The following is a 21,111-nucleotide window of genomic DNA, read 5'->3' on the forward strand; positions in this document are numbered from 1 at the left end:
GAGGCTGTCATGAGTGTTGTGACCTTCATCATCCCTGTACGGCATCAGGACAACGCGCGCGACTGGAGCATCCTGAAGCGAAACCTGACGCAGACCGTGGCATCCATCGCGAACCAGACCAATCCTAACTGGCGGGGCGTGATCGTCGCCAACAGGGGGGCCGATCTTCCTGTCCTGCCGGAGAAGTTCTCGGTGGCATGGGTGGACTTTCCGCCGAACGACATCCACGAGCGGGGCGATGCGACGGAAGAGGATTTTCTCGATTCATTCCGCGCCGACAAAGGCCGCCGCGTTCTTGCCGGCATGCTGACGGCCCGCGATTGCCGCTTCTTTATGATCGTCGACGATGACGATTTTGTCAGCGCCCGAATTACCGATTATGCTGCCCGGCACCAGAACGAGAACGGCTGGACGATCGACAAGGGCTATATCTGGGACGATGGCGGCAGCATTCTGTTGTGCCGCGACCAGTTCAACCACTATTGCGGAACGTCGCTGATCATTCGTTCGGACCTCTACGGACTGCCGTCAAAGGCCGAAGACGTTTCCCTCCCATGGATCAAGGACATGCTGGGCAGCCATGTCCGCATAGAATCGATTCTGGCCGAACGCGGTACGCCCTTGAACGCGCTACCGTTCCGGGGCGCGGTCTACCGTGTCGCCCACAAGGGATCGCACAGCAAGGCGCCCAGCCTGATCCATATGTATTTCCTGAACAGGAACGTTCTCAAGCGGCCTGTCCGGATTCTCAAGAATTTGACGAAGCTCCGACCGCTGTCGGCGGCATACAGGAAAGAGTTTTTCGGGCTTTCCACCGGAAAGACGGAGTAGATATCGCGGCGCCCCGGTCGACATGCACCGATCACACTACCATTTCGCGCTGAGGAGTTGTCACATTATCGAGCGGCGAACGAACGACCGCGCTGCTGCCTGAGATCAGGCAATGGCACCCGTCACTATTTTCCAATGCGCCATGGCGCGGGCACGATGAATGTGAGTGGCAGGAGCAGAGCGGCTGCGATGCGGTGCGACGGCATCGTCAACTTAGTGCAAGCGGCTTGCGATTGCCTCGTGAACGTTAAGTTTACAATGCCCTCTCATGATTAACTGCAAAACGACCTCACCTCACTGCACCTTGAATATCAGCATAGATGGCCTCGATGCGTGCCGCCTCTGCGTCGGTGAGCGCCGAGAACTCCCTTTCACGAGCCCGCTTCGACAGTCGCCCGTCGTTCTGGCGCAGGAAGCGGAACAGGAGGTCCAGCAGGCGATCGGGCATATCGATCATCTGCTGGACCTCGATCTTAAACGCGTCATAAATGCGCAGGAATGCTGTCTCGGCTGGCAGGTCCACATCAATCGTTCGGGCTACACACTCGAACAGGAATTCGGCCTGAGGCGTCGCATCGAAGTAGCGGTAGAAGTCGGCTGTGTCGTTCAGCACCGTAACATTACCACGATCCGTCGACTGCCAATGAACAATCGGCAACAGGCGGCGTGAATAGCTTTCCAGCACGGTTCGATAGGCATCGATGCGGTCCAGGATGACCGACGAGACCGGAAAGACGAGTCCGGGAGGATTGAACCCGTGCTCGGCGAGAACATGATGGACTAGATAGCGGTGCAGTCGGCCATTTCCATCCTCGAAAGGGTGGATGTAGACGAAGCCGAAGGCGAGAGCCGCGGCGGCGAGAACAGGATCGAGCTGCTGTGCCGCGCCTCGGTCGAAAGAAGTCAGGCCGTCGATCAGAGAGGGCAGATCTTCATGTCGGGCGCTGACATGATCGGGGATTGGCGCGCCCGTCAGGCGATCATGCTCGCCGATGAATCCACCCTCAACGCGTAAGCCAAGATGAACGAAGCGCGCGTCGCCGATGACGATGCGCTGCAGCCGCTCCAATTCGGCGCGGTCTATCGGTCGACGCCCGGCTTCACCGATAACCTGGGCCCAGCGCTGGATGCGATCTTGCGGCGGATCTTCTCCCTCGATCTGAAAGCTTGAGCGCGAATCCTTGAGCAGCAGGAATGCAGCGGTGCGTGCAAGCAGGTCCGCCGGCACCTCGTCGATCAACTGGCGCGCTTCGTTGCCAAGTCCACGTGCAACGAATGCTTCGAGTGCGGGCGTGCGGAAGATCATCGGGCAGAAAGCTGGTGTGCCGGGCAAATTATTCTTCACGCGATGTCTTGTTGAACTCGTTCCACCCACCGAGAATTGCCGGTCTGGATCGACGACAGCGGCATAGGTGCCCTGTGCCGCGTCGGGCAGATCAAGCCGTGTATTCAGCAGCCATTCGTAGAGAAACCACAGCCGTCGAGCATAGGCGCCAGTAGGCGCCGCGCGCACCATGTTGGTGATCGGCTCAGGACCTGTTTCCCGGAACAGGGTTTTCAGAACGGCAAGATCCAGTCCTTCATAGCGTAGGGCAAAGGTTAGGTGTCCGGTTAGATTGTTGTCCGGTTGGTGGCGCGGTGTGTAAACGTTCCATCCTTCGGCCTGATAGACTTTGTGGCGAGGACCGATCGCTGAGAGGATGATTGGCACAGGTACGGGTAATTCAAAGGCATCGATCAGGGCTGCATAGCCGACCGGGAGGGCTGCTTCCGGCATCGAGCGGCCGTGAAAAATACTGACAGCTTCTGAAAATGGCTTTCTCTGGCCCTGTTCCATGAATCCTGATACCCGTCTCTGAAAAATGGCTCCAGATCGAACCTCTCATGAAATTCGATGATAAGCAATGAATTTCAATGACAGGGAGGGCGCCTTCACGAATATTGATTCCGACGTGGCATTGGTGAAGTGTCGTTCGGCAGTTAATCGGGGTCCTCCTCACTTTGTGTGGTGACCCTGTCAATTGAGCGGTAGCATGCGTTCTGCTACCATGCTCTGGAGCAATTCTGCCATAGAGCGCCCATTTGATCGTCTTCAATCAGCTGATCTGATTTCTGCGGGCCGCTACTTCATCGCAATTCTCCTCGGCCCGTACGGCGTCCAGCATTTCACCCACAGCAAATTCCACCATCACACAAAGTGAGGAAGACCTTTTTTGGCTTTCCGCCGGAAAGACGGAGTAGATATCGCGGCGCCCGGTCTAGCTCGGCGCCGCTGACAAGTATCGCAAGGCTACGGCGCGGCGATGCGGATTGCCGGGGAAAGCGTGGCGCTTCGATGGTCACAGCGAAAGCGGCCGGACCTGACGGCCGGCCGCTTCGGATTTTGTCGCGGCGATTAAACGGCGCCGCGGGTTTCCACGTAAATCGCGTAGACCGAGTGGCTGCTCGCCATATAGAGGCGGTTCTTCTTCGGGCCGCCGAAGACGAGGTTCGGGCACCGCTCCGGAAGCTTGATGAAGCCGATCGCCTTGCCGGCCGGGTTGAATATCTTGACGCCGTTCAGATCCTCGGGCTTGGCGCCTGCAGCGCCGTTCGATCCCCAGCCGCACCAGAGATTGCCGTCGATATCGATCTTGAGGCCATCGAGAGCGCCGTTGTCGTCGGCCGTCACCAATGCCGTCTTGTTCGACAGCTTCACGCCGTCCGCGCCGACATCGTAGCTCCAGATGATGCGGAATGGCGATGCGCGGCCTTCGACGATGTACAGCTTCTTTTCATCCGGCGAAAACGCGAGGCCGTTCGGGCCTTTCAGCTCGTCGGTGACGAGGCCAAGCTTGCCGTCCGGCGATATGCGATAGACGGAGTGCAGCAGCTCCGCCGTGCCCTTCTCGCCCTCCCACTCGCCGGCGATGCCGAAGGGCGGGTCGGTGAACCAGATGGAGCCGTCCGATTTGCAGACAATATCGTTCGGAGAGTTGAGCTTCTTGCCGTTGTAGTTGTCTGCGAGCACAGTGACCGACCCGTCATATTCGGTGCGGGTGACCCGGCGTGTCAGATGTTCGCAGGAAAGCAGCCGGCCCTGGCGGTCGCGGGCGTGGCCATTGGCATAGTTGGCGTTGGCGTTGTAGACGCTCCAGCTGTCATTGGCCTCGTCATAGCGCATGACCCGATTGTTCGGAATGTCGCTGACGAGCAGATAGCGCCCGTCGCCGAACCAGACCGGACCTTCCAGCCAGCGAGCACCGGTTGCGACCTGTTCGAGCGAGCTGCTGGCGACGCGATATTTTACAAAGCTCGGATCGAGGATCTGGATAGCCGGATCGGGGTAGATCGGGTTCGGCGTAAAGCCGATCGCCTGCGCGGATGCCATTTTCGGGAGGGTGGTTGCCAGGGCAACCGCTGAAAGCGTCATGATGTTGCGGCGTGAGAAATTCACGTTGAAGTCCTTTGATTATGGATAGTTGATTTCATATCAATTTGCCGGTTTGACGGGGAACCGAGACGATGGTCCGCCTCCCAATTAAAGGCAGTCCATTGTGCGTCGCAACAAACAAGATTGCCTTCTGCCGCCTTTGGTTAAGCAGTGGTGAAAGCCACCCTTGAGGTCCGGACGTGTCGTTGATGCGCTGCGGCAAGGGTAAGATTTTATTATGAAAAAGCGCTTATGAAAAACGGAGGATCAAGTTCGATCACCATGCGCATGATGTGCACCGTCCGGCACGGCTCCGGCATTTTTCACTTTTCGATGCACTGTCGCTCTTTCAGCGTTTTTCGAGGTATCTGATGCTCAAGAATTTAAAGATTAAAACAAAATTTCTCATGGCGATTGCCATCCTCGCGGTCATTTCCCTTGCAGGCCTGATGTATGTCACCAGCAGGTTCAGCGCCGCCAACGAGGCTTATTCCGGCTTCCTGCAGAAGGAAAGCAACGCTGCGACCTTCGGACCCCGCGGCGCTGCCGGCATGTGGACCGCGACGACATGGCTGAGCCGCGCGCTGGCCCAGGAGCCGGCAAGCGCGGCGTTCCAGGATCTTTCCGGCCGGTTTTCCAAGGAATTTGCCGGCGCCCGTGACCGGTTGAGCCAGATCCCGGCGCTGGTGCCGAGCCGCAAGGCCGCGATCGACGAACTGCTTGCCGGCGCCGACGCGCTGAAGGCAGTCGGCGACGATCTTCTCAAGGCCCATACCGCAGGCGACAAGGAAAAAGTCCGTACGCTCTCAGCGAAGCTCGATCAGGCAATCGTCGATCTCTCTCCGAAATTCGGCGCCAATAACGGCGCCATGGCCGAAATCCTCAACAACGGCGCCAAGACGCTGAGCCAATCGGTCTCCAGCACGATCACCTATGCGATCTGCGGCATGCTTTTCGGCATCGCGATCGCCGCGGTCCTGTCCATGACCATCGCCCACAAGGGCATCACCGCGCCGATGGCCCGCCTGCGTGAGCGTATGGCTTCGCTGGCCGCCAGTCAGACGGAAGCTGCCGTCGACGGCCTCGACCGCAAGGACGAAATCGGCGAGATGGCCAAGGCCGTCGCGATCTTCCGCGACAACGCTCTGGAGCGTGTCCGCCTGGAACGGGAAGCCGAAGACAATCGCGGCCTGTCCGAGCGCGAGCGCATAGAGCGCGAAACCCAGAAGACGCGCGAAGCCGCCGAGATCAAGTTCGCCGTCGACAATCTGGCGGAAGGCCTGAGCCATCTGTCCGACGGCAATGTGTCCTATCGCATCGAAAAGCAGTTCACCGCGACGCTGGACGGTGTCCGCAACGATTTCAACGCCTCGGCGACCAAGCTGCAGACGGCCCTGGAGCAGGTGGCGGAGAATGCCCGCAGCATCCAGGCCGGTTCGGCGGAGATCAAGGCGGCCGCCGACGATCTGGCCAAGCGCACTGAGCAGCAGGCCGCTTCCGTCGAGGAAACCGCCGCCGCTCTCGAGGAAATCACCACCACCGTCAAGGACGCCACCAAGCGCGCTCAGGAGGCCGGCGCGCTGGTTGCCCGCACCCGCAGCGGTGCGGAAAACTCCGGCGAGGTCGTCCAGCGCGCCGTCAAGGCGATGGAACAGATCGAGAGGTCCTCGGGCGAGATTTCCAACATCATTGGCGTCATCGACGATATCGCCTTCCAGACCAATCTTCTGGCATTGAACGCCGGCGTCGAAGCGGCCCGCGCGGGCGATGCCGGCAAGGGCTTTGCCGTCGTTGCCCAGGAAGTGCGCGAACTCGCCCAGCGCTCCGCCAAGGCCGCCAAGGAGATCAAGGCGCTGATCACGACGTCGAACGAGCAGGTCAACGCCGGGGTGCAGCTTGTGGGCCAGACGGGACAGGCGCTGGTCACGATCGTTTCGGAAGTGCAGGAGATCAACCGGCACGTCAACGCGATCGTGGAGTCAGCCCAGGAACAGTCTTCGGGCCTTCAGCAGATCAACACGGCCGTCAACCAGATGGACCAGGATACCCAGAAGAATGCCGCGATGGTCGAGGAATCGACAGCCGCAAGCCATGGTCTCGCCAGGGATGCGGCATCGCTCAACGAACTGCTGTCCCAGTTCAAGCTGCCCGGCCAGCGCCACGTTCCGCGCCCGGCCGATCGCCGCGACACGCCGGCTGCCTCGCCGGCCCGCAATCTGGCCCGCAGGGTTGCCACTGCCTTCTCCGGTGGCTCCTCGGCCGCTGCGGTCAGCAACGATTGGCAGGAGTTCTAGACGCGTCTTGAGCGGCTATCTGCGTCCGGGCGCTACTTGTACCCACGCCTGAGCGCCTGCGGCGGCTGTCCCAGGCTTCTCAGGAACGCCCGCCGCATTCGGCCGGCGTCGCCGAAACCGGCCGCCTCGGCAATATGTTCGAGCGGCGCGTGGCTGGTCTCGACCGCCATCCGCGCTGTTTCGAGCCGCAGGCGTTCGACAGCCTTGGCGGGTGTCGTGCCGGTTTCGGCAGCAAACGCCCTGGCAAAGTTGCGCGGGCTCATCGCCGCCTGGTCGGCGAGGCGCTCGACGGTCAGCCGCTCGGCCAGATGCTCGCGCATCCAGCTGATCAAAGCCGAGAACCTGCCCGTGTGTCCTCCAAGGTCGACGAGCGCTGAAAACTGCGACTGGCCACCCGGCCGGCGTTGATGAACGACGAGTTGCTGTGCCGCCCTGCGCGCAATGTCCGGCCCCAGGTCATCTTCTATGAGAGCAAGCGCCAGGTCGATACCGGCGGAAATGCCGGCAGAGGTCCAGACGTGGCCGTCCCGGACATAGATGCGTTCGGCGTGCATTTCTATCTTGGGGTAGCGGCGGGAAAAGTCGTGCGAACTGTTCCAATGGGTGGTGGCGCGGCGCCCGTCGAGCAGCCCGGCTTCGGCGAGCAGATAGGCCCCGGAACAAACGCTCGTCACGCGCCTTGCATCCGTGCGTTTCAGCCATTCGAGAATTTCGTGCACGGCCTCCATGGAGCGGATGATCTCGCCGCCCGAGACCATCACCGTGTCGAACGGCCCATCCCCGAGCGGGGCGGCCGACAGCTTGAGGCCTGACGAGCTCTCGATTTCGCCGCCGCCCGGCGCCATCAGCACCAGGTCGTAACTGCCCGGCCGGAATCGCTCCGCCATCTCGAAAGCCGATGTCGGCCCGGCCGCATCGAGAAGCTGGAAACCCGGATGCACCACGAGAGCGATTGTGCGAGCCATGGCAGTTTTTGCCCGATTAATGTCATTTCAGTCAGACGATAGCAGCGGTAACTTTGCCTGCAAACAGAGGCAACCGATCGATCGGCGAAACTATCATGAAGTGGCGCTTTGTTCTTGCGGGCGGGTTGGGGCTTGCCGCGGTCTTCCTGGTGGTCGCCGGGGGCTGGATAGTCTCCCTGCCGTCTGCTTCTTCGGCCGAGGTCCTCAAACCTGTTCCCGGCGAGGAGACACGCGCCATGGTTGAGGCCTTGAAGCCGCCCAAACGCGTCCGTCCCGTGATCGCCATTGTCGGCATCAACGACGGCACAGAGATCACCGACTACCTGATGCCCTACGGCATCCTGCGCCGCGCCGATGTGGCCGACGTGGTGGCATTGGCGACGCAGCCCGGGCCGATTGTGCTCTATCCGGCGTTGAAGGTCGAACCGCAGGCAACGATCTCGGAGTTCGACAGACAGCATCCGGAAGGCGCCGATTACGTCATCGTCCCGGCCATGGTGCGCGAGGATGATCCGGTAGCATTGGGCTGGATCAGGAGCCAGGCCGACAAAGGCGCGATGATCATCGGCGTCTGCGTCGGTGCCAAGGTGGTTGCGGCCACCGGCCTTCTCGACGGTAGGAAAGCCACGACCCACTGGTATTCGCTGAACGCCATGCTGAAGGAACATCCTTCCATCCGCCATGTCGCCGACCGCCGCTTCCTCGTCGACGGTCGCGTTGCGACGACGACCGGCATCAGTGCCTCCATGCCGATGTCGCTGACGCTGATCGAGGCGATCGCCGGGCGGCAGAAAGCTCAGGCTGTTGCGGCCGATCTGGGCGTCGCGGATTGGGATGCGCGACACGATAGCGGCGCCTTCGCGTTCACGCGGCCCTTCGCATTGACGGCAATCGGCAACTCGCTCGCCTTCTGGAGCCGGGAAACGCTCGGCATCGAACTGTCTCAAGGCGTGGACGAAGTTTCGCTCGCTCTCGTCGCCGATGCCTGGTCGCGCACCTACCGCTCGCGGGTGATGACCTTCGCAGCCGGCGCGGATGCGGTGGAGAGCCGCAGCGGTATCCGCATCATTCCCGACGAGGTGACCGCAAGCGCGTCGGCGGAGCGCGTGCCCGGAGCGCCGCTTGGCCGCAAACCGGCGGATGCGCTGGATGAGACGCTGAACGCCATCGCCGAGCGCTATCGGGAAAACACGGCCAATTTCGTCGCCGTGCAGCTCGAATACAGGAGACGAGTGACGCCGCAGTAGATAGTCGCGGCCTGCGGTTTCGCGCGTCTCGAAACGGGAGGAAGGAGCCAGTCATGAAGGCACTCATCGCAGGCGCCGGCATCGGCGGATTGACGACCGCGCTTCAACTCCACGAAGCCGGGATCGAGGTCGAGATCTTCGAACGCGTCGGCGAGGTTCGTGAACTCGGGGTTGGCATCAACATGCTGCCGCATGCCGTGGCGGTGCTGGCCGATCTCGGGCTGCAGGCCGGTCTCGACGCTGCAGGTATCCGTATGCGGGAACTGATTTATACCAACCGTTTCGGTCAGGTCGTGTGGCAGGAATTGCGCGGCCTGGATGCCGGTCAGGAGGCGCCGCAGGTCAGCATCCATCGCGGCAAGCTGCTCGGCGTGATCCATAGGGCGGTGATCGCCCGTCTCGGACCCGACGTCATCAGGACCGGTTGCCGGGTTGAGGGCTTCGAACAGACGGAAGATGGGGTCGCGGTTCATTTCAGCGGAACGGACGGATGGCGCGGCTCGGCCCGGGGGGATTTGCTGGTTGGCGCCGACGGCATCCATTCCGCGATCCGGGCGCAGCTCTATCCCGATGAAGGTCCGCCGATCTGGAGCGGGATCATGTTATGGCGCGGCGCAACACGCTGGCCGATCTGGCGCGATGGCCGGACGATGGTGATATCAGGCGGCAATTTCGCAAAATTCGTCTATTATCCGATCGGAGCCGATCCTGCGGAGCCTGAAATGCGGCTGACGAACTGGGCCGTGATGGCCAAGGTGGGCGAGCCCGGCACATCACCGCTACGCCGCGAGGATTGGAGCCGGTCCGGCCTGACGGACGAGGTGTTGCCCTTCGTGCGTGACCGTTTCCATCTCGATTTCGTCGATCCCGCCTCCATCATCCAGGCGACCGAAAATTTCTTCGAGTATCCGAATTGCGACCGGGAACCTTTGCCCCGCTGGTCGTTCGGGCGGGTCACCCTGCTCGGGGATGCGGCCCACCCCATGTATCCGGTCGGCTCCAACGGCGCGAGCCAGTCGATCCTCGACGCCCGATGCCTTGCCGGACATCTTCGGACGCAGGATGAAATCGAGACCGCCCTTTCCCGCTACGACGCGGAGCGCCGGCCTGCCACATCGGAAATCGTCCTGGCGAACCGCCGCGGCGGACCCGAGGGTGTCATCGACATGGTCGAGGCCCGTGCGCCTGACGGTTTCGACGATATCGACGCGGTGGCCTCGTTCGAAGAACGCAAGGCAGTGGTCCGCGGCTACGCCTCGCTCGCTCGTGGTCGGAACCGGTGAGCATGGTGGCGGATCACTCAGAACAGTTCAGGTCTGACTCCGGCGGCATCGAGCAGGAAGTCGCGGCTGGCCTCCAGTTCCGACCTCAGCCTGGCGATGTCATGGCCAAGCAGCGTGCCCTGCCATTTGCGGATTTTGCCGGCGCAAAACACCGTTGAGACGTTCGACCGCTCCATCAGCGTGACGACGGCACCGGGGACGTGGTTCAGCGGGGCGACGTTGATGGCATTCGCATCGAGCAGGATGATGTCGGCTTCCTTGCCGGGCGTCAGCGTGCCGGTCTTGTGATCGAGCTTGAGGCCCCGCGCCCCTTCGATCGTCGCGAAGCGGATAACGTCGATCGCGGACAACAGCTTCGGGTATTCCTCGCCGCGCAGCGCCTTGTCGTTCGCCAGCATTCGCTGCAGCGTGATCGCCGAGCGCATCTGGGTGAACATGTCGGCGGTCATGGTGCATTCCACATCCGTCGACAGGGACGGCTGAAGGCCGAGATCGAGCGCCTGTTGCAGCGGCGGGTTGCCGTGCCGCATCTGCATCTCGATCGGTACCGAGAGCGATATATGCGAACCCGCGTCCGCGACACGCTTCCAGGCCATGTCGCTCATGCCGGTCATGTGGATGAAGATATTGTCCGGTCCGAAACGGCCTGCCTCCGCCAGCTGGTCGAAGACCGCCTGCATGCCGAAAGTGCCGACCACATGCAGCGCGATCGGGATGCCGAGCTCGCGTCCTAGCGCCCAGGCCTCCTCATGAAACGGCAGGTAAATCTCGCCGCCCATGACCATGGTCAGCAACTGGTCGTCGCTCGCAAAATGCTCGGCCTTGATGCGTCGGGCATCGCCCGGATATTTCGCGGCGTCGCCCCAACCCTCGAAATAACCGAAGACGCCGCGCCGCCCGGCATCGCGAAGTGCGGTGATCGCCGCATCGGAATGTTCCGGCGAGTGGTGGATTTGGCTGACGTCCATGACAGTCGTCACGCCGGCGTCGATCTGGGACAGGCCGCCGAACAATTCCGAAATATAGACATCCTGCGGCCGGTAGAGCACCGAGAACTTCTGGAGCATCCATTCGTAGTAGTTGGCGGCACTTTCCGGCCGCCCGTCATTGATCAGGATCGCGTCGGCAAGCAGGCTCCGAAGCGCGGTCTCGAACTGGTGGTGATGCGTGTCGATGAAGCCCGGCATGACGACCATGCCCGAAGCATCGATAACTGCAGCCTCCGGCGCGATGATCGAAGCGGCGACCTCGACGATCCGCGATCCGCGGATCAGCAGGTCGCCTTTGGAAAAATTGCCGACGGCGTTATCCATGGAGAGCACCGCGCCGCCGCGGATCAGGGTCAGGCGATCGGGATCGCCAACGCCGGCCGGCATGCTGGCCGGCGCGGCAATGATCTTGCCGGAGCCGCTACCGAGTTCCGCCGGCGCATGCGTCCGGTTATTGCAGAATCTGCACATGGTCTTCCCCTCCCGGCCTGAAATGATGATGTCCTCCGTCGCCGATGCGGCATCGGAGGGTTTCGCTACGACGCGTCTCTCTTATGGTGCGGCTGCCTGCCACAGCGCTATCGACGGGTAATCCTTGCCGTTCCAGTGCTTGAGCTTCTCCGCGAATTCGCGCTGGAAGGAGAGGGGGCCGTGCTTCGCCATGTAATCCTCGTCATAGATCGCGATGAAGATCGTCAGCGACAGGAAGAAATGTGCGCCCATCTCGAACAGCGCCACATAATCGTGGTTGACGAGCGCCTCGCGTTCCGCGTCCGTGAGGGAGTTGACGGTCGAGATTTCCGCATCATTCAGCCGCGGGCCGATCGACTGTTCCCAGCTGGCGACGAGCGAGCGCGGGTCTTCCTTGTAGCGGCGAAGCAGGTCCGGGTCGCGGTCGACGGTGAAGAGGAACTTGTTCACATAATACTTGCTCATGCCGCTGCTCCTTCCGGATACCAGGTGAAGTATGCTTCCATCGTGTGGAAGAGGTCCAGATTGTCATGATAGGCGGTCGGGATCGGCCCGGCGATGCCCATCATCAGGATCAGGTCCATGAAGCCATGGGTCGCATTGCCGCTCTTGGTCATGCTTTCATGGGTCACGTTGGCGAGGATTTCCTCGATATTGCCGGTCGACAGCCATTCGATCGCCTTGCGGTCGAATTCCGGATCCGGGCCGGTTTCCTTGAACTGGCGCGGTCCGCCGAGTTCGAGCGACAGATGTCCGCTGCCGACGGTGGCGATGCGCTTGTCGGACGGGAACTCGTCGATGATCTCGCGGATGGCGCGGCCGAGATCCCAGAAGCGCTTCGGCGAAGGCAGCGGCGGCGCGAAGATATTGGTGTAGATCGGCACGACCGGCAGGTCGGCATCGGGGCGCGTGGTGATAATCGGGCAGATGATCGAATGGTCGAGCTTCAGTTCATGGCTGAAGGCGAAGTCGAAACCGCGGTCCATCAGGCCCTGATGCATGAAGTTCGACAGTTCCTCATGGCCTTCCAGCACATATTTCGGAATGCCGAATTCGCGCTCTTCATTGTAGAACGTCGCGTCGTAGCGCGGCGCCTTGCCGATCAGGAAGGTCGGATAGTTGTCGAGGAAGAACTGGTGGAAATGGTCGGCGCCGACCATCACCAGGATGTCCGGCTTGGCGCGGGTCAGGGTCTCGCGATAGGCCTCGACCTTGCGTTTCCATTCCGCCGCCTGCGGCATCTGCTGTTCCGGCGGCATGGTTGTCGCCTTCAGGTAAAAAGGGTGGTGGGTGGTCGCAAGGACCGCTGCCAGGGTTGCCATCTTCTCCTCCGAATTTGTCCTGTCTCTTAGACCGAATTCCTAACCCGCCACAGCCGCTATCTCCGTTTCCAGCGCCGGCCAGGCTGTCGGATTGCCTTGCAGCGCCGAGCGGATCTCGTCTCCGTGCTGGTTGACGACCGGCGCGGCTCGCACCGTCTTTGCGTGTTCTCCATCGAACGAATAGGCGGGCCGAACCGTCTGCTCGGCACCTTCGATCCGGCCGGCGACCGGCACGAACATTTCCAGATGCTGCGCCTGCGGATCGTTCACCACATCCGGGATGGAGTTGATCGGCGCGAAGGGCACGTCGAACTTCGAGAAGCGCTCCACCCATTCCGGCAGGGTCCTGGTGGCGAAGATCGCGTTGAGCTCGGCGTTCAACGCATCGTAGTTGTCGATGCGCTTCAGCCGCTGCGAGAACCGTTCGTCCTTGGCCAGTGCCTCACCCTCGATCGCCTCGACCAGCGCATCCCAGAACTTGTCGAGCGAGGACAGGTGGAAGGCAAACAGCTTGTCGTCCTTGCAGCGGACGATGAAGGCCTGTGCGAGGCGAGGGCGGTCGACGCCGCTCGGTTCTTCGCCAAGGGCGAAATAGCCCATGAAGGGTTCGACTGCGAAGTGCATCATGGCTTCGACCATGGAAATGTCGATGCGCTTGCCCTTGCCGGTGCGGCCGCGTTCGATCAGCGCTGCCGAAATGCCGAGCGAGGCGTATATGCCGGTGATCGCATCGGCGAGCGCCGGGCCGATGAAGCGCGGTTGTTCGGGGTCGATCGAGACGCTGAGAAACCCGCTGACGGCCTGCGCGACGGAATCGTAGACCGGCCGCTGCGCATAGGGACCGTCCGGGCCAAACCCGCTGATCGAGCAGTAGATCAGCCTGGGATTGATCTTCGACAGCGTCTCGTAGTCGGCGCCGATGCGGCCTGCCGCGCCGGGGCGGAAATTCTGGATGTAAACATCGGCCTGGGCGATCAGCTGGTAGAAGACTTCGCGGTCCTGCTCGCTTTTGAGATCCAGCCCGATCGCCCGCTTGTTGCGGTTATAGGCCTGGAAATGGGCGCTGTAGAAACCTGTCTTGAAGCTGCGATAGGGATCGCCATGGCCGGCCGACTCGATCTTGATGACGTCAGCGCCGAGATCGGCGAGCATCATGCCGGCGCAGGGGCCGGTAATGAACGTGCCCTGTTCGACGATGCGGATTTGGTCCAGAGCTTTCAGCATGTCCAGGTCCTAGTTCTCGTTTGCCACGAAGCCGTCAGGTGCAGGGCCGTCGTATTCGATGGCGCTGGCGGCGGCGGCGGACATGACGAAGCCTATCGGCCTTGTCTGTTCCTCAAGCAGGTGACCGATCAGCCCGGCGGTGCGGGCAAGAAGTGGCACGCCCTTCAGGGCGAGCAGCGGGTAACCGGCATCGAGCAGCACGCAGGGGATGGCGCTCGAGACATTCATGACCAACGGCCTGCCGATGATCTCGGGAATGAGCCTTTCGACCGTCTTGGCGATCTCGCAATGAACGCCGGCGACGCCGAGTTCGCGGGCGATGGCGAGCAGGCGTTCGGCGCGCGGGTCATGCCCCTTGTGAAGAGGATGACCGTAGCCGGGCACCGGCTTCTTCTGTTCCTTGTAGCCGCGCAACAGTTTTTCAGCGGCGGCTTCCACCGATCGGCCGCTTGCCTGCGCCTCTTCGCGGATATCGCGGAAGAAGGCCCCCGAGGTCTCGGACGCGCCGAGGATGACCGAGCCGCAGCCGAGAAGGCCGGCGGCGACGGCGCCCTGGACCGCTTCCGGAGAGGCGGCGAGCGTCATGCGCGCCACCTGCACACTCGGCACCAGGCCGTGTTCGGCGATCGCCACCAGCGTCGCGTCGAGCATGCGGCGCTGCTTTTCGTCTGGCAGAGAGCCGGCGACCAGCAACCAAGTATATTCCGTAAACGAGATCGAACCGATCAGGTTGTCGACGAGGTCGTGGCCCCGCACGATGATCGTCTCCGGGTTAGAGGTGCAGATCGCCTGGTAGGGCGCGGATTGCTTGCCGATTTTCATGCTGATGTCCTTGGAGAATGGTTAGGCTGCAACGCTCGCCTTGCCCGCAAAGCGGCTGGCCCATCGGTCGAACTGGTCCATGAACTGCTGCAGGAAGAGGCGGGTTTCCTCATTGGTCACATCGCCCTCGGGGGTAATGAGGCCGGGCGGCAGATGGATGAACGCTTCTGGCAGCCCCATCACGGCAACGTCGAGGCAACCGAGAATCGCACGCAGGTGCTGCTGCGCCGCTGCGGTGCCGATCCGTCCGTAGGAGGCGCCGGTGATCGCCGCCGGCTTGCCGGCCCAGACGCTGGTATCTCTGGGCCGCGAAGCCCAGTCGATGGCATTCTTCAGCATCGCCGAGATCGAGCGGTTGTGCTCCGGCGTGACGAAAAGCAGCGCATCGGCTCGCCTGATCTCAGCCTTCAGCCGTTCGACCTGGGGGGGCGTGCCGGCATCCAGCACTTCCTGGTCGAAGATCGGCAGGTCACGGATCGTCACCCATTCGAACTCGACGTCGGGCTTCGCGAGCCGCGTCAAGGCAAGGGCGAGCAGCCTGTTGAGCGACGCCTGTCGTGCGCTTCCGACGATGACTGCGATTTGCAATCGCGCCATGAATTCCTCCCATGCCATTCTTAAAAGTATTCGCTTGGCGAATTTATATTCGTATAATGAATTTTGAAGGCGAGGGGTGTCAAGCCCTGACGCAAGGGCTTTGAAAAATTTCAGAGGAGGAGTTGGCTGCGAGGGATCAGCGGGTGGCCGGGTTGGCCGGCGCCAGTGAATGCACAAGCGCTGGAAAACGGCTGAACAGCTGAGAGAGCCGGTTGGCCGCCAACCGCAGTTCCGGCAGGCGCTGTTCGACCAGTTCCTCCGGCGTCAGCCGGGGCGTGTAGCCGGAACTGTTGATCGCGCAGACGACCCGTCCGGTATTGTCCTTGACCGGCACGGCAAGCGCGGTGATGCCGTAATCGAGCTGATCGACAGTGATCGAATAGCCCTTTGCGCGGGTCTCGACCAGGATCTCCCGGAGTTCCGACTCGTCGGTCACCGTGTAGTCCGTCAGCTTCACCGGCGTATAGGCCTCAAAAAACCGGTCCATCTCCGCTTCCGCAAGAGCTGCCATCAATACCCTGCCCATCGAAGTCGCGTAGGCGGGATAGGTGACGCCGAGGCTGGCATTGCGCCGGACGCCGCGACTTTCGGAAAGGTGGGCAATGTAAAGCACGTTGGTGCCGTCGAGCACGGCCATGTTGGCGGCATCGCCGAAAAGCGCAGTGATCCGGTGCAGTTCAGGCGTGACCGCTTCCTCGACATTGAAGGCGTTCAGGTAGGCGGAGCCGAGGGTGAGGATGCGGGGAGCCAGGAGAAAATGCTTGTTGTGCCGGCGAATGAAACCGAGCGCTTCGAGCGTCAGGACATTCCGCCGGACGGTGGCGATCGACATGCCGACCTTGCGGGAAAGCTCGGCCAGTGTCATCTCCGGATCCTTGGCGTCAAAAGCCTCCAGAACCGACAATCCCCGTGCCAACGCCTCGACGAACTCGGGCGAATTGCTGTCAATCATCGGAATTTCTCCTGCTGCACGGCATTTCGTTCGCACACGGGATTGACAAGCGCAAGACCTGCTGCCTATCGTTATGCGAATATTTATTCGTCTAGCGAATTTTCTTGGGAGGGAAAAGCTATGAAGACAAGGCGTCAGTTTCACAAGCTCGTGGCGGTAACGGCTGCGGGTCTTGCCGCGCCGGCAATGCTGGGGAGCAAGGCATTTGCGCAGGACAAGCCGATCCGGGTCGGCGCCAGCGTGTCGCTGACCGGTCCGCTGGCGAGCACCAAGAATGGCCAGATCGGCTACGAGCTCTGGCGTGACGACGTCAACGCGGCAGGCGGGCTTCTCGGCCGCAAGGTCGAACTGGTCATCTACGACGACCAGAGCAGTGCCGCCAACGTGCCGGCGATCTATTCGAAGCTCGTCGACGTGGACGCCTGCGACGTGCTGTTTTCGCCTTACGGCGCCAACCTATCCGCGCCGGTCATGCCCTTCATCAAGCAGCGCGACCTGTTCATGATCGGCATGTTCGGCCTTGCCGGCAACGATGTCGCCAAGCACGACAAGTTCTTCCACAGCGGCCCGTGGGGGCCGAACTCCGGACGGGATTGGGCCCGCGGCTTCTTCGACCTTGCCAAGGCGCAAGGGGTCAAGAAGATCGCCATCATCAATGCCGACCTGGAATTTTCGAAAAATGCCGCGAAGGGCGGCGCGGAAGTCGCCAAGGAATATGGCATGGAGGTGGTGTTCAATCAGAGCTACCCGCCGAACACCTCCGACTTCTCTTCGATGATCCGCAACATCAATGCGGGGGACCCGGAGGCGATCTTCATCGCCTCCTATCCGGCCGATAGCACGGCGATCATCCGCGGCGTCAAGGAAATCGGTATTTCCGACAAGGTGAAGCTCTTCGGCGGCGCCATGATCGGCCCGCAATACGGGGCGCTGCTCGGTTCGCTCGGTCCCGAACTCAACGGGCTCGTGAACTCGCATACCTTCGTTCCGGAGCCCACCATGCAGACACCGGCGATCAAGAGCTTTTTCGACCGGTATACGCCCATCGCCGTCAAGCAGGGCGTCGATCCGCTCGGTTTTTACATTCCGCCCTTCTATTATGTCGCCGGCCAACTGGCGGCGGCCGCGATCAAGGGTTCGAATTCCGTCGATCCGGCCAAGATGGCCGCCTTCCTGCATGCCAACGCCGTCGATACTATCGCCGGCAAGATCGCCTTTACCGAGATCGGCGACTGGAAGGAACGCCGCGTCCTAATGGTGCAGTTGCGTGGCATCAAGGGCAACGATCTCGAACAGTTCCGCAATCCGGGCCACCAGGTCATTCTCGACCCGCCATCCCTGAAGACGGGCGATCTCGCCGCGCCTTATAACAAGGCGCGCGCCAGCTAATCCTTCAACCGATCCAGAGAGCCGGCGCAAGGCCGGCTCAAGGGCCCCTATCAATGCTATCGATCGACATTCTGCTGAACGCCATCGTGACGGGCATTCTGCTGGGGAGCGTATATGCATCGCTCGCCCTGGGGCTCGGGATCACCTTCGGCATTCTCCACATCCCCAATATCGCCCATCCGACGCTCGTCGTCGCCGGCGCGTTCTTCGTCTACACGCTGGCCCAATGGGGGATCGATCCGATCGTCGCGGCGGTGATCGGCCTTGTGCCCTTCTATCTTCTCGGGGTCGTGCTCTACGCCTTCTACTCGGCTGTTTTCGAACGCAAGGGCGGCGCCAATGTGCTGCAGAGCCTGACGCTATTCTTCGGCCTGTCGCTGGTGATCGAGATCCTGCTGTCGCTCGGCTTCGGTTCCGAGCTCAAGTCCGTCAGCGTTTCCTATATCGGCTCAAGCCTCAAGCTCGGCGTCCTCACCATTCCCTACCGGCTGCTGATCCCCGCGCTCCTTGCCCCCGTGACGATCGCTGCCGTGTGGCTTTATCTCAGCCGCACCAATTCCGGCACGGCAATCCGTGCCGTCGCCCATGAGGAGCGCGCGCTGTCGATCGCCGGCCTCAACCCGGCCTCCGTCAAGCGGCACGCCTTCGGCATCGCCACCGCGACCGCCGTCATCGCCGGAGCCGCCCTGATCATGGTCGGCCCGATCGAGCCCTTTGCCGGGCGCTACCAGATCGGCCGCGTCTTCGCGATCGTGGTGCTCGCCGGCATGGGGTCCATTCCCGGCAGCCTGGTGATCGCCATCATCATCGGCATCGCGGAGGCGCTCGTCTCCAGCTACCTCAATCCCTCCTGGTCCCCCGGTGTCGCCTTTGCGATCCTGCTGCTGGGCCTCGCCCTTCGCCCGCAGGGCCTGTTCGGAGCTGCGCGATGAGAAGGAATTCCCTCGTCTTCCTCGCGGGTATCATCATAGTCCTGGCGCTCGGCTTCCTGATGCCGTGGCTGCTCAGAAACCCGTTCTATTTCTTTGCCGGCTACGTGGTCCTTCAATATGTGACGATCGCCACCGGCTGGAACATCCTCGGCGGCTACGCCGGCTATATCAATTTCGGCGCGGCCGGTTTCTTCGGCTCCGGCGTCTATCTCTCGGCATTCCTGTTCACCACATTCGGCCTGCCGCTGCCGCTCTGCATCCTGGCTGCCGCGATTGTCGGCGCCATTCTCGGCGTGCTGATGGGCTACCTGACATTGCGTATCCAGGGCGTCTATTTCGCCATCGCCACGCTCGGCCTCGTCGTCGTGCTGGAAACCATCGTGCACAATATCTCCGGGCTCGGCGGGGCGAGCGGCATGGCCGTCTACGGCCCGCGGCCGCCTGCCTGGAGCCCCGGGCCATCGCAATACAATTTCACCGTCATGGTGGTGATCGCGGTCGCCAGCGTCGCGCTCGCCCGCTGGGTGGAGATTTCCTGGATCGGTCGTGGCCTGAGGGCCGTGCGGGCAAGCGAGGACGCGGCGGAATGTTCCGGCGTGCCGACGCTTCGCCTCAAGCTGGTTGCCTGCGCCCTGAGCGGCGCAGTGCTTGCCGCAGCCGGTGCGCCATATCCGTTCTACACGTCCTTCGTCGAACCGGTCACCGCCTTCAGCCTGATCATCGGATTGAACGCCATCGCCATGCCGCTGATCGGCGGCACCCGAACCTGGGTCGGTCCGGTGATCGGCGCTCTTCTGCTCGCCTCGGTACAGCAGATCGCCACGGTCACCATATCATCCGAACTCAACATTCTCTTCGTCGGCGCGGTCCTGATCGCCTTCGTGGCCTTTGCTCCGGGGGGAATTTCCGATCTCTTCGGCCGCAATAAAGGGAGGACAAGACCATGACGGAGCCGGTTCTCTCCCTCAAGGGCGTCGAAAAGCGGTTCGGATCGTTCCGCGCGCTCGGTCCCGTCGATCTCGATGTCGGCGCCGGCGAGCGGCTCGGCATCATCGGTCCGAACGGTTCCGGCAAGACGACGCTCATCAACTGCATCACCGGCGTCTACCGCCCCGACAGCGGATCGGTGTTTTTCGAAGGCCGGGATATCTCGCATCTCCAAGCCCACAAGCGAGCCCGGATGGGCATCGCCCGCAGTTTTCAGATCCCGCGGCCATTCACCGGCATGACCGTGTTTGAGAACCTGCTCGTTCCACTCGACTACTGCCAGGTCGAGGGCAGCAAGCATGACCGGGCAAGGTCGGTGCTTGCGAGCGTCGGGCTGTCGGGCCGCGTCTCGGATCCGTCCGAAAATCTGACCCAGCTCGAATTGCGCAAGCTGGAGCTGGCGCGCGCGCTTGTCGGCAATCCCAAGGTGCTGATCGCGGACGAAGCGATGGCGGGCTTGTCGGAGGAGGAGATCGACGAGGTCCTGGAGATCCTTTTCGCGCTCAACCGGTCAGGCGTCGCGGTGATCATGATCGAACACATCATGCATGCGGTCATGCGCTTTTCGCAGCGGGTCGTCTGCTTCGAGACCGGCCGCCTGATCGCCGCCGGAACTTCGTCCGAGATCGCCGAAAATCCGCTAGTTCAGAAGGTGTATTTCGGTGAATAGGCTGATTGTTGAAAACCTGTCGGCCGGTTACGGCGCCGTCTCGGTCCTGCGAAAGGTCTCGCTGGAACTGAACGAGAGCGAGATGGTCGCGCTGCTCGGTATGAACGGCAACGGCAAGAGCACGCTGCTCAACTGCATCCTCGGTTTCGTGCGGGCAAGCGCGGGTCGGATCGTGCTCGAATGGAACGGCAAGAATACCGACCTGACGAAACTTCAACCGCACGAGATCGTCCGCCTCGGCCTGTCGATCGTCCCGGAAGGACGCCGCCTCGTGCCGAACATCTCGGTCGAGGACAATCTCAAGCTCGCTGGCAGCAACCCCCTGGTCCGCGACCGGATGAAGCAGAACCTCGCCTACTGTTTCGAAACCTTTCCGCTGCTTCTGGAGCGCCGCAGGCAGATCGCTTCGACCATGAGCGGTGGGCAGCAGCAACTGCTGGCGATCGCCCGTTCGCTGATGACGGCGCCGAAGATCATCATCATCGACGAACCCTCGGTGGGCCTGGCGCCGATCGTCGTGCGTGACGTGCTGAATGCCATCACCCAGCTGCGCGAGAAGAGCAACATGACGATCCTGATGGCGGAGCAGAGTTTCTTCCAGGCGATCGACGTGTCGTCGCGCGCCTATGTGCTGGCCCATGGCAGCATTCAACGGGAGTTCAAGCGCTCGGACGGCGAGATCGCCCATGACGAAATCCGCCGCGCCATGCTGGGCGCACATTAG

At 61.9% G+C, this 21,111-nt stretch carries 19 protein-coding genes; 9 read left to right on the forward strand and 10 right to left on the reverse strand.

Annotation, left to right across the window (positions count from 1 at the left end; genetic code table 11):
* Positions 1–9: 9 nt before the first annotated feature.
* Positions 10–831, forward strand: a complete 822-nt coding sequence (locus tag ACSQ3G_RS23870) for a galactosyl transferase (RefSeq protein WP_436111952.1) — start codon at positions 10–12, stop codon at positions 829–831.
* Positions 832–1,120: 289 nt separating this feature from the next.
* On the opposite strand, the gene ACSQ3G_RS23875 is transcribed toward ACSQ3G_RS23870, so the two are convergent.
* Positions 1,121–2,668 carry a Fic family protein gene (locus ACSQ3G_RS23875; protein WP_436111953.1) on the reverse strand — a complete coding sequence of 516 codons (1,548 nt, stop codon included), beginning with the start codon at positions 2,666–2,668 and terminating at the stop codon, positions 1,121–1,123.
* Between the two features lie 558 nt (positions 2,669–3,226).
* Complete coding sequence (locus ACSQ3G_RS23880) at positions 3,227–4,267, reverse strand: SMP-30/gluconolactonase/LRE family protein (protein ID WP_436111954.1); 1,041 nt, start codon at positions 4,265–4,267, stop codon at positions 3,227–3,229.
* A 347-nt stretch (positions 4,268–4,614) separates the two neighbouring features.
* Here ACSQ3G_RS23880 and ACSQ3G_RS23885 point away from each other — a divergent pair, with 347 nt between their 5' ends.
* Complete coding sequence (locus ACSQ3G_RS23885) at positions 4,615–6,537, forward strand: methyl-accepting chemotaxis protein (RefSeq protein WP_436111955.1); 1,923 nt, start codon at positions 4,615–4,617, stop codon at positions 6,535–6,537.
* A 32-nt stretch (positions 6,538–6,569) separates the two neighbouring features.
* Here the strand turns inward: ACSQ3G_RS23885 and ACSQ3G_RS23890 are convergent, their stop codons facing one another.
* Entirely contained in the window at positions 6,570–7,502 is a 933-nt protein-coding gene (locus ACSQ3G_RS23890) for a GlxA family transcriptional regulator (protein ID WP_436111956.1), read from the reverse strand.
* 95 nt (positions 7,503–7,597) lie between these two features.
* On the opposite strand from ACSQ3G_RS23890, the gene ACSQ3G_RS23895 reads away from it, so the two are divergent.
* Both ACSQ3G_RS23895 and ACSQ3G_RS23900 read left to right on the forward strand, forming a co-directional pair.
* A complete protein-coding gene (locus ACSQ3G_RS23895) occupies positions 7,598–8,749 on the forward strand; it encodes a DJ-1/PfpI family protein (protein ID WP_436111957.1) in 1,152 nt (383 codons plus the stop codon).
* Between the two features lie 53 nt (positions 8,750–8,802).
* On the forward strand, positions 8,803–10,032 hold the full coding sequence (locus ACSQ3G_RS23900) for a flavin-dependent oxidoreductase (protein WP_436111958.1): 1,230 nt from the start codon (positions 8,803–8,805) through the stop codon (positions 10,030–10,032).
* 17 nt (positions 10,033–10,049) lie between these two features.
* Here the strand turns inward: ACSQ3G_RS23900 and ACSQ3G_RS23905 are convergent, their stop codons facing one another.
* The 7 genes from ACSQ3G_RS23905 to ACSQ3G_RS23935 all read right to left on the reverse strand — a co-directional run bounded on the left by ACSQ3G_RS23905 (position 10,050) and on the right by ACSQ3G_RS23935 (position 16,409).
* Positions 10,050–11,492: an amidohydrolase family protein gene (locus ACSQ3G_RS23905; protein WP_436111959.1), complete on the reverse strand. Its 1,443-nt coding sequence runs from the start codon at positions 11,490–11,492 to the stop codon at positions 10,050–10,052.
* 81 nt (positions 11,493–11,573) lie between these two features.
* Entirely contained in the window at positions 11,574–11,957 is a 384-nt protein-coding gene (locus ACSQ3G_RS23910; RefSeq protein ID WP_436111960.1) for a hypothetical protein, read from the reverse strand.
* On the reverse strand, positions 11,954–12,814 hold the full coding sequence (locus ACSQ3G_RS23915; protein ID WP_436111961.1) for a DODA-type extradiol aromatic ring-opening family dioxygenase: 861 nt from the start codon (positions 12,812–12,814) through the stop codon (positions 11,954–11,956). Before ACSQ3G_RS23915 ends, ACSQ3G_RS23910 begins: the two co-directional genes overlap by 4 nt.
* Before the next feature lie 39 nt (positions 12,815–12,853).
* Entirely contained in the window at positions 12,854–14,038 is a 1,185-nt protein-coding gene (locus tag ACSQ3G_RS23920) for a CaiB/BaiF CoA transferase family protein (protein WP_436111962.1), read from the reverse strand.
* Between the two features lie 9 nt (positions 14,039–14,047).
* On the reverse strand, positions 14,048–14,860 hold the full coding sequence (locus ACSQ3G_RS23925; RefSeq protein WP_436111963.1) for a citryl-CoA lyase: 813 nt from the start codon (positions 14,858–14,860) through the stop codon (positions 14,048–14,050).
* Positions 14,861–14,881: 21 nt separating this feature from the next.
* Positions 14,882–15,457 carry an NADPH-dependent FMN reductase gene (locus ACSQ3G_RS23930; protein ID WP_436111964.1) on the reverse strand — a complete coding sequence of 192 codons (576 nt, stop codon included), beginning with the start codon at positions 15,455–15,457 and terminating at the stop codon, positions 14,882–14,884.
* A gap of 136 nt (positions 15,458–15,593) precedes the next feature.
* Positions 15,594–16,409 carry an IclR family transcriptional regulator domain-containing protein gene (locus ACSQ3G_RS23935; protein ID WP_436111965.1) on the reverse strand — a complete coding sequence of 272 codons (816 nt, stop codon included), beginning with the start codon at positions 16,407–16,409 and terminating at the stop codon, positions 15,594–15,596.
* A gap of 120 nt (positions 16,410–16,529) precedes the next feature.
* Here ACSQ3G_RS23935 and ACSQ3G_RS23940 point away from each other — a divergent pair, with 120 nt between their 5' ends.
* Genes ACSQ3G_RS23940 through ACSQ3G_RS23960 form a run of 5 tightly spaced genes read left to right on the forward strand, consistent with a single transcriptional unit; the run spans position 16,530 to position 21,111 of the window.
* Positions 16,530–17,798, forward strand: a complete 1,269-nt coding sequence (locus ACSQ3G_RS23940; RefSeq protein WP_436111966.1) for an amino acid ABC transporter substrate-binding protein — start codon at positions 16,530–16,532, stop codon at positions 17,796–17,798.
* A 53-nt stretch (positions 17,799–17,851) separates the two neighbouring features.
* Positions 17,852–18,730, forward strand: coding sequence for a branched-chain amino acid ABC transporter permease (locus ACSQ3G_RS23945; protein ID WP_436111967.1), 879 nt, complete (start codon positions 17,852–17,854; stop codon positions 18,728–18,730).
* A complete protein-coding gene (locus ACSQ3G_RS23950) occupies positions 18,727–19,677 on the forward strand; it encodes a branched-chain amino acid ABC transporter permease (RefSeq protein WP_436111968.1) in 951 nt (316 codons plus the stop codon). Before ACSQ3G_RS23945 ends, ACSQ3G_RS23950 begins: the two co-directional genes overlap by 4 nt.
* Positions 19,674–20,387, forward strand: a complete 714-nt coding sequence (locus ACSQ3G_RS23955; protein ID WP_436111969.1) for an ABC transporter ATP-binding protein — start codon at positions 19,674–19,676, stop codon at positions 20,385–20,387. The genes ACSQ3G_RS23950 and ACSQ3G_RS23955 overlap by 4 nt, the downstream gene beginning before the upstream one ends.
* The gene (locus ACSQ3G_RS23960) at positions 20,380–21,111 is read left to right on the forward strand and encodes an ABC transporter ATP-binding protein (RefSeq protein WP_436111970.1); all 732 of its coding nucleotides are present in this window, start codon (positions 20,380–20,382) and stop codon (positions 21,109–21,111) included. Before ACSQ3G_RS23955 ends, ACSQ3G_RS23960 begins: the two co-directional genes overlap by 8 nt.

The sequence above is a fragment of the Neorhizobium tomejilense genome (genome assembly GCF_964254135.1).
In the GTDB taxonomy this organism is placed as follows: domain Bacteria; phylum Pseudomonadota; class Alphaproteobacteria; order Rhizobiales; family Rhizobiaceae; genus Neorhizobium; species Neorhizobium tomejilense.

What these genes read in the sequence shown, in the direction of transcription:
- ACSQ3G_RS23900 (WP_436111958.1), top strand. Translation starts at nt 8,803, where the DNA reads ATGAAGGCACTCATCGCAGGCGCCGGCATCGGCGGATTGACGACCGCG.
- ACSQ3G_RS23955 (WP_436111969.1), top strand. Translation starts at nt 19,674, where the DNA reads ATGACGGAGCCGGTTCTCTCCCTCAAGGGCGTCGAAAAGCGGTTCGGA.
- ACSQ3G_RS23915 (WP_436111961.1), bottom strand. Translation starts at nt 12,814, where the DNA reads ATGGCAACCCTGGCAGCGGTCCTTGCGACCACCCACCACCCTTTTTAC.
- ACSQ3G_RS23885 (WP_436111955.1), top strand. Translation starts at nt 4,615, where the DNA reads ATGCTCAAGAATTTAAAGATTAAAACAAAATTTCTCATGGCGATTGCC.
- ACSQ3G_RS23890 (WP_436111956.1), bottom strand. Translation starts at nt 7,502, where the DNA reads ATGGCTCGCACAATCGCTCTCGTGGTGCATCCGGGTTTCCAGCTTCTC.
- ACSQ3G_RS23895 (WP_436111957.1), top strand. Translation starts at nt 7,598, where the DNA reads ATGAAGTGGCGCTTTGTTCTTGCGGGCGGGTTGGGGCTTGCCGCGGTC.
- ACSQ3G_RS23875 (WP_436111953.1), bottom strand. Translation starts at nt 2,668, where the DNA reads ATGGAACAGGGCCAGAGAAAGCCATTTTCAGAAGCTGTCAGTATTTTT.
- ACSQ3G_RS23950 (WP_436111968.1), top strand. Translation starts at nt 18,727, where the DNA reads ATGAGAAGGAATTCCCTCGTCTTCCTCGCGGGTATCATCATAGTCCTG.
- ACSQ3G_RS23940 (WP_436111966.1), top strand. Translation starts at nt 16,530, where the DNA reads ATGAAGACAAGGCGTCAGTTTCACAAGCTCGTGGCGGTAACGGCTGCG.
- ACSQ3G_RS23945 (WP_436111967.1), top strand. Translation starts at nt 17,852, where the DNA reads ATGCTATCGATCGACATTCTGCTGAACGCCATCGTGACGGGCATTCTG.
- ACSQ3G_RS23930 (WP_436111964.1), bottom strand. Translation starts at nt 15,457, where the DNA reads ATGGCGCGATTGCAAATCGCAGTCATCGTCGGAAGCGCACGACAGGCG.
- ACSQ3G_RS23935 (WP_436111965.1), bottom strand. Translation starts at nt 16,409, where the DNA reads ATGATTGACAGCAATTCGCCCGAGTTCGTCGAGGCGTTGGCACGGGGA.
- ACSQ3G_RS23920 (WP_436111962.1), bottom strand. Translation starts at nt 14,038, where the DNA reads ATGCTGAAAGCTCTGGACCAAATCCGCATCGTCGAACAGGGCACGTTC.
- ACSQ3G_RS23925 (WP_436111963.1), bottom strand. Translation starts at nt 14,860, where the DNA reads ATGAAAATCGGCAAGCAATCCGCGCCCTACCAGGCGATCTGCACCTCT.
- ACSQ3G_RS23905 (WP_436111959.1), bottom strand. Translation starts at nt 11,492, where the DNA reads ATGTGCAGATTCTGCAATAACCGGACGCATGCGCCGGCGGAACTCGGT.
- ACSQ3G_RS23910 (WP_436111960.1), bottom strand. Translation starts at nt 11,957, where the DNA reads ATGAGCAAGTATTATGTGAACAAGTTCCTCTTCACCGTCGACCGCGAC.
- ACSQ3G_RS23870 (WP_436111952.1), top strand. Translation starts at nt 10, where the DNA reads ATGAGTGTTGTGACCTTCATCATCCCTGTACGGCATCAGGACAACGCG.